Origin of the sequence: Dongia sp. (genome assembly GCF_041905885.1) — a bacterium.
In the GTDB taxonomy this organism is placed as follows: Bacteria; Pseudomonadota; Alphaproteobacteria; order Dongiales; family Dongiaceae; genus Dongia.
The window spans coordinates 146,780-157,938 of sequence record NZ_JAYRKD010000010.1; the positions used below are offsets into that span (position 1 = coordinate 146,780).

General features: G+C 64.1%; 10 protein-coding genes. 3 read left to right on the forward strand and 7 right to left on the reverse strand.

Annotated features, from left to right (window positions below; genetic code table 11):
• Window positions 1-259: 259 nt before the first annotated feature.
• Window positions 260-1,627 carry an OFA family MFS transporter gene (locus ACH2CY_RS12815; protein ID WP_395019581.1) on the forward strand — a complete coding sequence of 456 codons (1,368 nt, stop codon included), beginning with the start codon at window positions 260-262 and terminating at the stop codon, window positions 1,625-1,627.
• A gap of 134 nt (window positions 1,628-1,761) precedes the next feature.
• On the opposite strand, the gene ACH2CY_RS12820 is transcribed toward ACH2CY_RS12815, so the two are convergent.
• The 5 genes from ACH2CY_RS12820 to ACH2CY_RS12840 all read right to left on the reverse strand — a co-directional run bounded on the left by ACH2CY_RS12820 (window position 1,762) and on the right by ACH2CY_RS12840 (window position 7,189).
• On the reverse strand, window positions 1,762-2,589 hold the full coding sequence (locus ACH2CY_RS12820; RefSeq protein ID WP_395019582.1) for an ABC transporter permease: 828 nt from the start codon (window positions 2,587-2,589) through the stop codon (window positions 1,762-1,764).
• Between the two features lie 7 nt (window positions 2,590-2,596).
• Entirely contained in the window at window positions 2,597-3,475 is an 879-nt protein-coding gene (locus tag ACH2CY_RS12825; RefSeq protein ID WP_395019583.1) for an ABC transporter permease, read from the reverse strand.
• A gap of 115 nt (window positions 3,476-3,590) precedes the next feature.
• Window positions 3,591-4,733, reverse strand: coding sequence for a PotD/PotF family extracellular solute-binding protein (locus tag ACH2CY_RS12830; protein WP_395019584.1), 1,143 nt, complete (start codon window positions 4,731-4,733; stop codon window positions 3,591-3,593).
• Between the two features lie 77 nt (window positions 4,734-4,810).
• Complete coding sequence (locus tag ACH2CY_RS12835) at window positions 4,811-5,923, reverse strand: ABC transporter ATP-binding protein (protein WP_395019586.1); 1,113 nt, start codon at window positions 5,921-5,923, stop codon at window positions 4,811-4,813.
• 537 nt (window positions 5,924-6,460) lie between these two features.
• Window positions 6,461-7,189, reverse strand: coding sequence for a Bax inhibitor-1/YccA family protein (locus ACH2CY_RS12840; protein WP_395019588.1), 729 nt, complete (start codon window positions 7,187-7,189; stop codon window positions 6,461-6,463).
• Between the two features lie 224 nt (window positions 7,190-7,413).
• Here ACH2CY_RS12840 and trpS point away from each other — a divergent pair, with 224 nt between their 5' ends.
• Complete coding sequence (trpS, locus tag ACH2CY_RS12845) at window positions 7,414-8,448, forward strand: tryptophan--tRNA ligase (protein ID WP_395019590.1); 1,035 nt, start codon at window positions 7,414-7,416, stop codon at window positions 8,446-8,448.
• 88 nt (window positions 8,449-8,536) lie between these two features.
• Here the strand turns inward: trpS and ACH2CY_RS12850 are convergent, their stop codons facing one another.
• Both ACH2CY_RS12850 and ACH2CY_RS12855 read right to left on the reverse strand, forming a co-directional pair.
• Complete coding sequence (locus ACH2CY_RS12850; protein WP_395019591.1) at window positions 8,537-8,902, reverse strand: hypothetical protein; 366 nt, start codon at window positions 8,900-8,902, stop codon at window positions 8,537-8,539.
• A 126-nt stretch (window positions 8,903-9,028) separates the two neighbouring features.
• Window positions 9,029-9,814: an SDR family NAD(P)-dependent oxidoreductase gene (locus tag ACH2CY_RS12855; RefSeq protein WP_395019593.1), complete on the reverse strand. Its 786-nt coding sequence runs from the start codon at window positions 9,812-9,814 to the stop codon at window positions 9,029-9,031.
• A gap of 176 nt (window positions 9,815-9,990) precedes the next feature.
• Between ACH2CY_RS12855 and ACH2CY_RS12860 the strand changes: the two genes are divergently transcribed.
• The gene (locus ACH2CY_RS12860; RefSeq protein ID WP_395019594.1) at window positions 9,991-11,016 is read left to right on the forward strand and encodes a DUF2333 family protein; all 1,026 of its coding nucleotides are present in this window, start codon (window positions 9,991-9,993) and stop codon (window positions 11,014-11,016) included.
• The last annotated feature ends 143 nt before the right edge of the window (window positions 11,017-11,159 follow it).

Genomic DNA, 11,159 nt, shown 5'->3' on the forward strand with positions numbered 1-11,159 from the left:
TATCGAAGCCACCGGCGTTTGCGCCAGAGCCAACCCCCGGTTGCGGCCCGACCGCCGCGGTGGTGCCGGCTGGCGATTTCGTTGCCGATCCGAATTCCATCGCCCTTCGACCAAAGTCTAAGTCGCGAAATAGGAATTATATCGCAGAACGATATATTTGCTGTTGTCCCGTCGCGCGCCCTGATTCAGCCTGGAAGCCTGTCCGGTTCGCCACTTACCGGCCGGCAAAACGAATCGCGGGATTATCGGGAGGATCGTCATGGCCTTGCTCTCCGTGCTTGATCGCGAGCACATCGTCGCGCCCCACAGCTATAACCGCTGGCTGGTGCCGCCGGCGGCGCTCTGCGTCCATCTCTGCATCGGCCAGGCCTATGCCTTCTCGGTGTTCAACCTGCCGATGACCAAGCTGATCGGCATCACCGATTCGGCGCCCGATGACTGGAAGCTTACCGAGCTCGGCTGGATCTTCTCGATCGCCATCGTCTTCCTCGGCGTCGCCGCCGCGGTGACCGGCACCTGGCTGGACCGGGTCGGCCCCAGGAAGGCGATGTTCACGGCGGCCTGCTGCTTCGGCGGCGGGTTCCTGGTCTCCGCGATCGGCGTCGCGACGCATCAGCTCTGGATCATCTATCTCGGCTACGGCGTGCTCGGCGGTTGCGGGCTCGGCATCGGCTATATCTCGCCGGTGAAGACCCTGATCACCTGGTTCCCGGACCGCCCGGGCATGGCGACCGGCATGGCGATCATGGGCTTCGGCGGCGGCGCCTTCATCGCCTCACCGCTCTCGGTCTGGCTGATGAACCACTTCAAGACCGACACCGACATGGGCGTCACCGCGACCTTCGTGACGCTCGGCATCGTCTATTTCGTCTTCATGTCGATCGGCGCGATCATCGTGCGCGTGCCGGCGCCGAACTGGAAACCGGAGGGCTACGTCGCCCCGGCACAGCCCAAGCGCCTGGTGACCAACGAGACGGTGCATGTCGACCAGGCTCTAAAGACGCCGCAATTCTACCTGCTTTGGTGGGCGCTTTGCCTCAACGTCACCGCGGGCATCGGCGTGCTGGGCCAGGCTTCGGCAATGAGCCAGGAGATGTTCCAGGGCCGGATCACGCCGGTCGCGGCCGCCGGCTTCGTCGGACTGCTGAGCCTCTTCAACATGGCTGGCCGGTTCTTCTGGGCCTCCACCTCGGACTATATCGGCCGGAAGAACACTTACTACTGTTTCTTCCTGCTGGGCATTGTGCTCTATGCGGTCGTGCCCTCAACCGCGCAGATGGGCAGCGTCGTGCTCTTCGTGCTGTGCTACGGCATCATCCTGAGCATGTATGGCGGCGGCTTCGCGACCATCCCGGCGTACCTGCGCGACATCTTCGGCGTGCAGTATGTGGGCGCCATCCACGGCCGGCTGCTCACCGCCTGGTCCGCGGCCGGCGTGTTCGGCCCCGTCCTGGTCAACTACATCCGACAGTACCAGCTCGACCACGGCGTGGCGAAAGCCGACGCCTACACTGTCACCATGTACATCATGGCCGGACTGCTGTTCGTCGGCTTCCTGTGCAATCTTGCGATGCGGGCGGTGGCTGACCGCCACCATCTTCGCGTCCAGAATCAGCCGGCGCAGTGAGGGAGGGGAGCATGGAAGCGAAGAAGGATTACACCGTCCAGGTCGTGCTGGCCTGGCTCCTGGTCGGGATCCCGCTGCTCTGGGGCGTGTGGAAGACGCTCTTGAACGCGATGCAATTATTCGAATAGCCGGCCTCAAGCGGCGGCGGGCTTGGCCTTGGTGCGGGCCTGCCGCCGCAGCAGGATCTGGGCGATGATCAGCACAGCCAGCGAGAACAGCATGACCGCGGTGCCGATGGCGTTGATCTCCGGTGTCACGCCGCGGCGGATCGACGAGAAGATGTAGATCGGCAGGGTGTTCTTCGAGCCGTTGACGAAGGACGCCACCACGTAATCGTCGAAGCTGAAGGTGAATCCCAGCAGGAATCCGGCGACGATGGCCGGTGCCAGCTGTGGCAAGGTCACCTGCCGGAAGGTGCCCCAGGGATCGGCATAGAGATCCATCGAAGCTTCGATGAGACTGCGGTCCATGCCGGCGATCCGCGCCCGGACAATCACGATCACCAGCGCCATCGAGAACAAGGTGTGGGCGGCGATCAGCGAGCCGTAGCCCTTCGGAATGGCAGTGCCGCCGAAATCCAGCCATCCGGCCAACAACGCTATGGCGTCGTTAGCGCTTTGGATCGCAATCAGCGTGGCTATGCCGATGACAATCCCAGGCACCATGATGGCAATGTAGGTGAGGCCATCGAAGGCGACGCGAAATGGTCCCTTCACCCGTTGCATGGCGAGTGCCGCCATGGTGCCGATCACGCTGGCGATCGCGGCGGAGGTGAAAGCGACGATGAAGCTGGTCTGCAGTGCATCGGTCATCAGGCTGTTCGATGCGGCGCGGCCGTACCACATCACTGAGAAGCCCTGGAAGCTCGAGGCGTTGTTGCCACTGTTGAAGCTGAACAGCACGATCAGCGCGATCGGCGCGTAGAGGAAGAGATAGACGAAGGTGGAATAGGATCGGAGCATGGGATGCCTACATCAGCGACACGTCGCGCCCGCCGGTGGCGCGCGTGGCCTTGAGATAGGCGCTGACCGTCACCACCATGATGATGACCAGGCCCATTGCGCAAGCCGAGCCGTAGGGCCAGTTCAGCGATTGCAGGAAGAGGTCGACCAGCGCATTGCCGATGAAGAAGACCTTGCCGCCGCCCAGCATCTGCGGAATGAGGTACTCGCCCATCAGCAGGATGAAGACCAGCATGCAGCCGGTGATGACGCCGGGTGCCGATAAGGGCAAGGTCACCTGCCGGAAGGTGCCCAAAGCATTGGCGCCGAGATCGTCGGAGGCTTCGAGCAGACGCTTGTCGAGCTTCTCGAGGCTCACATAGATCGGAAACACCATCAACGGCAGATAACCGTAGACGATGCCGGTCAGCACCGCGGCCGGGGTGTTGATCATCTGCAGATAGGGCAGGCCGAGCCATTCGAGGATCGACGGCAGGCCGCGGCGCCCCAGGATGAACATCCAGGCATAGGTGCGAATGAGGAAACTGGTCCAGAACGGCACGATCACCAGGATCAGCAGCAGCAGCCGGTTCTTCTGCCGCACCTTGACCGCGAGGTAATAGGCAAGCGGATAGCCGGCGAGGAGGCAGATCAGCGTGCCGACCGGCGCCAGGATCAGCGTGTTCTTGAAGGCGGTGAGCCGCGCCGGAATGTTCCAATAGTTGGCGAAGGTGAAGGCCGCCTGATAGCCCCCGGTCGGCGCCCGCTCGCCGAAGGAATAGACCACCACCACACAGAGCGGCAGCACCAGGAGGAACAGGAACCAGAGCGCCGAGGGCGCGAGCAGGAAGGCGGTCAGCCAGCGTTTGGTGCTGGCCGCTTTCTTGTTGGCGGCTTCGATGGTCAAGCGAGTCGTACCCCCACCCTGGCCCTCCCCCTGAAGGGGGAGGGAACAAGACAATCCCCCTCCCCCTTCAGGGAGAGGGTAGGGGTGGGGGTAAGGATCACGATCGCCGCGATCGTTACGCCGACTTGAACTTCGCCATGATCTCGGCACGGGCCGGGTTGGTGAGCGTGGCCGCTGCACCGAACTCCAGCGGGGCCAGGGCCTCCGCGGCCGGGAACATGATGTCGTCCTTCAGCATGTCGGGCGGCAGCAGGTCGAGGACGCGCTTGTCCGCGACCGGATAGCCGTGGAACAGCACCTCAGTCTTGTTGACGTCCGGCTCCAGCAGGAAGTTGATCAGCGCATGGCCGGCCTTGGCGTTCGGCGCTTCCTTCGGCACGGCGTAGAAGTCGGCCCAGATCTCGCCGCCTTCCTTGCCGAGCACGTAGATGATCTCCGGGATGTCCTTGTGCAGCTGCTTGCCGTCGCCGGTCCAGGCCACCGCCAGCACCGCGTCGCCGTTGCGCATCGCCGGCTGATAGTCGCTGGTGATGGCGAAGAGATGCGGCTTGGTATCGAGCAACAGCTTCTCGGCCTCGGCCAGCTCCTTCTCGTCGTTCGAGTTGAAGGAATAGCCATGATACTTCAGCGCATTGCCGATGGTGGTGAGCTGGTAGTCATGCACCGTGGTCCGGCCGCTATACTTCGAGCGGGTGAGATCGAAGAAGTCCTTCCAGCTGGTCATCTTCTCGGTGACGTCCTTGGTGTTCTGGACGAAACCGGTGGTGCCCCAGTCCTTGTGCACCGCATAGACCTTGCCGTCGATCGTGCCGGGCTCGGTGAAGCGCTTGTCGGTGTAGGTCGAGGGGTCGTAGTTCGGAATCTGCGCCAGATCGAGCGGCTCGATGATGCCGTCCTTCACGTAATTCTCGATCGTGTAGTTCGTCGGCACGAAAGCGTCCCAGCCGGTGCCGCCGGCCTTCAGCTTGGCATACATCTCCTCGTTCGAGCCGAACACGGTCAGCTCGACCTTGCAGCCGGTCTTGGCGGTGAAGGCGTCGAGATCCTTCTGGTCGTGATAGTTCGGCCAGGAGGTCAGCGAGACCTTGTCGCCGAGCTCGCCCGCCGCATAGGCCTTGCGCGGCCGCAGGCCCGGGACCGCCTGTGCCATCACGGCCGTCGCCATGCCGAGACCGGTGACGCCGAGGAAGTGCCGGCGCGAGATCGAGCCCTTCTGGTAGCGACGCAGCTGCTTGATGAACTCTTTACGCGGATCCATGAAAGCCTCCTTGAGATGGTTTTCTTGTGACGGCGGGTCAAACGAGCGCGTCGGCCGTCGCTGCGGCGCGAATCGAACTAGGTTTCACTGAGCGCGAGCGCCTGGCTGCCGCGCCAGCCGACCACCGCGGCGGCGCCGGGCTCCAGGCCGGAAGTCTCGACCGCTTTCGGCAGCCGCACCAGCAGCTCGCCGAGGCCTTCGGCGCGCACCGAGAACTCGCTGTGATCGCCGAGATAGATGCGGTTCAGGATCTGCGCCGGGGCGCTGCAATCGAGATCCTGGGGCGCTGTGCCCGGGCGGTAGAGGCCGATCACTTCGGGTCGGACGGCGATGACGCCGCTATCGCCGACCTTCAACGGGCCGCCGAGCCGGCTGTGCACCGCGCGCAGGGTCATGCCGCTGCCGATCTTGATAGCGGCGCCGCCGGCATCGCTCACCGCCACCTGGCCGGGCCAGAAATTGGATTCGCCGACGAAGTCCGCGACATAGCGGTTGACCGGCGCGTCGTAGAGCTCTTCCGGCGTCCCCATCTGCACGATCTTACCGTCCTTCATGATGCCGATCGTGTCGGACATCGAGAGCGCCTCTTCCTGGTCATGGGTCACCAGGATGAAGGTGATGCCGACCTCGCGCTGCAGGTTCTGCAGCTCGATCTGCATCTCGCGCCGCAGCTTGCGGTCGAGCGCCGCCAGGGGCTCGTCGAGCAGCAGCACGGTCGGGCGGTTGATCAGCGCGCGCGCCAAGGCGACGCGCTGCTGCTGCCCGCCGGACAGCTCCCAGATCCGGCGCTTGGCGAGCTGCGGCAGGCGCACCAGCTCCAGCGCCTCGGCGACCCGGCGGTCGATCTCGCCGGCATCGGGCCGCGGCTTCCGCTGCCGGAGGCCGTAACCGACGTTGGCCGCGACGTCCATATGCGGGAACAGCGCATAATGCTGGAACACCATGTTGACCGGGCGGCGGTAGGCCGGAATCCCGACCATGTTCGCGCCGGCGATCTCGACCGATCCGGCGGTCGGCTGCTCGAAGCCGGCGATCAGGCGCAGGCTGGTGGTCTTGCCGCAGCCCGACGGGCCCAGGAAGGAATGAAAGGAGCCGCGCTTCAGCGCGAAGGAGACGCCATCGACCGCGGCGACGTCGCCGAAATGCTTGCTGACTTCCTGGAATCGAACGTCGATGCCGTCTTCGGCCATTATGGGTACGCCTGCCCTGTCAGTCAGTCCCGCTTTCTCGTTTACCGGTGCGGGCTTTGGCGGCAATTACGCTGGCGTGGCACCGGGATGTCAATCGGGATGTGTGAAAATCCTTACCTGGATTTCACCGGGACTTAGACGGCTACTTCCGTCTCGCAGACGACATAGTTCTCAGAACGCTTAACGCAACCGGTCCCACAGGCGAAAGTGGCGAAGCCAGGTTTGGTCCGATCCCCTAAGTGCTCCTCGGCGTAGGCTTGGCACTTCGAAAGGTCATCGGTCAGGTACAGGACGTAATCCTTCATGTCGTCGTTGTGCATGATCAGGAGCCACTGATCTGACCGGTACTGCGAGGAGTCGCAACCCATTACAACCGCGCCGGCTAGTAGAAGTGCGGCGATAGCGTTTCGCATTCCGACCCCCTGCTTGAGGCTTCTAGCTTCGCGATCGGCCCTCGAAGCGTCAAGGCAGCGCGTCGGGCAAAAAGAAACCGGGGCCTTTCGGCCCCGGTCCCAATCTCGATCTGGTCCGCTGCGGTTAGCGGCGGTTGCCGAGGAACTGCAGCAGGAAGATGAACAGGTTGATGAAGTCGAGGTAGAGCGTCAGCGCGCCCATGATCGACTTCTTGCGGGCGATCTCATGCCCGTCGCCTTCCCAATACATCTCCTTGATCTTCTGCGTGTCATAGGCGGTGAGGCCGGTGAACAGCAGGACGCCGATCGCCGAGATCGCGAAGGCCATCGCCGCCGACTGCAGGAAGATGTTGACCAGCATCGCCACGATCAGGCCGAACACGCCCATGATCAGGAAGCTGCCCATGCCGGTCAGGTCGCGCTTGGTGGTGTAGCCGTAGAGGCTCATCGCCAGGAACATCGAGGCGCAGACGAAGAAGGTCGTGGCCACCGAGGTGCTGGTGTAGATCAGCAGCACCGGCGTCAGCCAGATGCCGTTGATGACCGCATAGGCCATGAAGGCGGCGAAGGCGGTCGAGGCCTTCATCCGGTTGATGCCGAAGCTCAGGAAGAACACCGCGCCGATGCCGAGCAGCGCGAAGACCCAGTGGGCCTTCACCAGGGACATCGCCCAGCCCGCTTCGGCATAGACGCCCTGCGCCACCACATACGCCGTCAGGCCGGAAAGACCGAGCCCGAGGCCCATGTAGTTGTAGACCTTCAGCATGTACGACCGGAGGCCCTGGTCGATGTCGAGGGCCTGCGTCGCGCCTGAGGTCCGGTAAACCGTCCGATTTTCCGGTCCGATAGCCATGTCCTTGTCGCTCCCTTTGGGTCACCCGGCTTAAGGCCGGTCTTGTCGAAGTTGTCGGATCGATATTTAGGGGTTTCGCCTTTTAAATCAATCCCTCAACAGGAAAATATCAGAAACCTGACACCTGACTCCTGGCGCGGAAAATCGGCAAATATCTTGCGAAATCAGCGCTCCCCGGCGATAAGGGCGCCCCACTGCACCCTGACCCAATCCGGAATCCCGCCATGAAAGGCCGCATCTTCTCCGGCGTCCAGCCGACCCACACCCTCCATCTCGGCAATTACCTGGGTGCGGTCCGGAACTGGGTCCGCATGCAGAAGGAATACGAGTGCATCTTCTGCGTGGTCGATCTCCACGCCATCACGCTCTGGCAGGACCCGAAGGAGCTCAGCCACAACATCCGCGAAGTGACCGCGGCTTTCATGGCTTCGGGCATCGACGTCGAGCACGGCATCATCTTCGCCCAGAGCCAGGTCCGGGCCCATGCCCAGCTCGCCTGGATCCTGAACTGCGTCGCCCGCGTGGGCTGGCTGAACCGCATGACCCAGTTCAAGGAGAAGGCCGGCAAGGACCGCGAGAACGCCTCGGTCGGGCTCTACACCTATCCGGTGCTGATGGCGGCCGACATCCTCGCCTACAAGGCGACGCATGTGCCGGTGGGCGAGGACCAGAAGCAGCATCTCGAGCTCGCCCGCGACATCGCGCAGAAGTTCAACACGGATTACGGCACCGAGCTCTTCCCGCTGCCCAATCCGGTGATCGGCGGGCCGGCGACGCGCGTCATGTCCTTGCGCGACGGCACCAAGAAGATGTCGAAATCCGACCCCTCGGATTACAGCCGCATCAACATGACCGACGATGCCGAGGCGATCGCCTTGAAGCTTCGCAAGGCCAAGACCGATCCCAATCCGCTGCCCGGCCCGGAATCCCTGGACGAGAAGGGCTTCATCAAGAAGGAAGCCGACGACGCGCGTCCGGAAGCCTTCAACCTGCTGTCGATCTACGCGGCCCTGTCCGATCGCAACCTTCCCGACGTGGTGACGGCTTTCGAAGGCAAGGAGTTCTCCGCCTTCAAGAAGGAGCTGACCGATCTCGCGGTCTCGGTGCTGGGGCCGATCGGCAGCGAGATGCAGCGCCTGCTGAAAGACACCGGCGAGGTCGACGGCGTGCTGCGCCGGGGCGCCGAGCGGGCCGAGGCGATCGCCGCGCCGATCCTGCGCGAGGTCGAGGACACGGTCGGCTTCCTGCACGCGAAGTAGCGAGTCAAAAAAAACGCCGGCCCCCCAATCGCAGAAAGGGGCCGGCGCTTTCTCTCGAACGATTTGAGAGCCGGGTTATTCCGCCGAACTACTCCGTCGGCCCGTAGACCTGCACGCCTTCCGGCCCCGGCAGGCTGTAGAGCAAGGTCGGCGCGACGGTCGGCATCCCCGGGAGCTCGGTGCCTTCGGCGCCTGGGACGAAGTCGGCCTGCGCGGCTTCATTACCCTCGATATGGCTGCTCTGCACCTCGGCCGGATCCGCCGCCATCTGGCTGATGCCGGATTCCAGCTGCTGGGCGTAGACTTGGTTCTGGCAGGACACCAAGGCGCCACCCGTCAGTGCATTGCACGCGCTGCCGTCGGGATAGATCCGCATCTGGGCCTGGGCGCTGCCGGCAATGGCGGTCAGCAGCAGCGCGCCGGCGATCCCGGTGTAAATCGCGTGAGCTTTCATGCTGTCCTCCTCGATCCGATTCGCGTGATTCACCCGCGAAACTGAGGAAGAAACCCCTGGGCCCAGGGCGGGTTCCGCTGCGGGGGTCCCGCTTTGTTCCGCGTGCTGAGCCGGCTCTGGGCGGCGCTATTGCGCCATGAATCCGCCATCCACCATCAAGGTATGGCCGGTCACCATCGAGGCCGCGGGGCTGGCGAGATAGAGCACGGCGGAGGCGATCTCCACCGGCTCGGCGATGCGCCGCAGCGGCGTCATCGCCTCGATCCGCTGCACCAGTTCCGGCTGCGCCACCAGGCCGGCGATGAACGGCGTCTTCACATAGGTCGGCCCGACCGCGTTGACGCGGATCCGATGCGGCGCCCATTCCACGGCCAATGCACGCGTCATGTTCACCACCGCGCCCTTCGAGGTCTGGTAGGAGATGTTGGGATAAAGCCCACCGCCGGAAAAACCCATGATCGACGAGATCTGCACGATCGATCCGCCCTCGCCGCGCGCGATCATCCCGCGCGCGACCGCACGGGAGAACAGGAAGGTGCCGGTGGTGTTGACGTTCATCACCTTGTCCCAGTCCTCGACCGAGACTTCGGTGGCCGGGCGGCGGATCGCCGTGCCCGCCGAGTTGACCAGGATGTCGATGCGCCCGAGGCTCTTCTCGACCGCGGCCGTGGTCGCCTCGATCTCGCTCTCCTTCGCGACGTCGGTGCCGAAGGCGAGGCCCCCCGGTCCAAATCTTCCGCCGATCTTGGCCAGGGCCTGCTCGGCCGCCGCGGCATCGCGATCGACCACCACCACCGTGGCGCCCGCCGCGGCGAAGAGTTCGGCGCTGGCGAGGCCGATGCCGCTGGCGCCGCCGGTCACGACCGCGACCTTGCCCTTGAGGCCGAAGAGTTCATCCAATGCGGTGGTCATGTTTCCCCGAGATAAAGCCGTTCCGGCCGCCGACCATAGAGAGCGGATCGGGGCCGGTAAACTGCTACCCGAGCCGCTAAATCCGCTGCGACCATGCCGCGGCTTGCAGCCAAAGCCGGGAATTGCCATTTAATCCCGGTGACCCGCCCCGGCCCGACCGCAGAGAGCCTTCCCCGATGTCCGATGATCTCCTGATCGACGAGCCGCCGGCCCGCCGCCGCTTCTTTTCCCGCTTCGGCGGCGCGCTCGGCCCCGGGCGCGACCGGCATTGGCTTTGGCGGCTGATGAAATGGCTCGGCATCGTGCTGCTGGCCATCATCCTGCTCTATTACCCGGTCGGGATGATGCTTACCCATCAGATCAACGACGATCCCAGCTTCTCCGCGCCGCAGGTCGAGCAGACCGACAATCTGGACAGCGGACCCAGCCAGGCCGTGGCGACGGCCGCGGCCATCATGGACCGCGAGGTCAGTCAGACCGCCTGGACGGCCAACGATCCCTTCTTCATGCCGGGCTGGGCGCTGGACAACATGCCAAACTTCCAGGTCGGCGTCCGCGACGCGGTGAAGCGCTTCGCCCTGGAACTGCAGGACGAGATCGGCCGCAACCGCGGCACCAGCGGCGCCGACAGCGACCTCCAGGGCGCGGCGAGCTACTTCAACTATCGCCCGGATGTCTGGATCTGGAATCCCAGCAACGCGCTGCTGCCGACCTCGACCACCGAGGAACAGTATCGCCAGGGCGTGAAGGCGCTGCAGAACTACAACAGCCGCCTCGCGCAGGGGAAGGCGACCTTCGACCGCCGGGCCGACAACCTGCTCTCGACTCTGGACCGGATCGGCAAGGACCTGGGCGCTGCCTCGGATCGCACCCAGCGCCAGATCGACCAGGAGTCCGGCTCCTGGATCGACTTCCATGCCGACGACGTCTTCTACCTGAACAAGGGCCTGCTCTACGGCAATGCCCTGATCCTGCGCGACCTCGGCAAGGACTTCTCCAAGATCCTGGACGAGAAGGGCGCCCGGCAGATCTGGGATCGCATGGTCACCAGCATGATCGAAGGCGCGGAACTCAACCCCTGGATCGTGATCAACGGCCGCCCCGATGCGATGATGCAGCCCAATCACCTGGCCGCTCAGGGCTTCTTCCTGATCCGCGCCCGCGCCCAGCTCGAAGAGCTGAACGACGTGCTGATCAAGTGACGATCCGCGGAGCGGATCGTCACGCAGTGGTCCGCGAAGGCGGACCACCCACGAGTTTCTCTCCAGCAGCACCAAATTCGCGGATGGTCGGCCTACGCCGACCATGACGATCGAGAGTGGGGGAGGGTCGGGGTATACTGGCC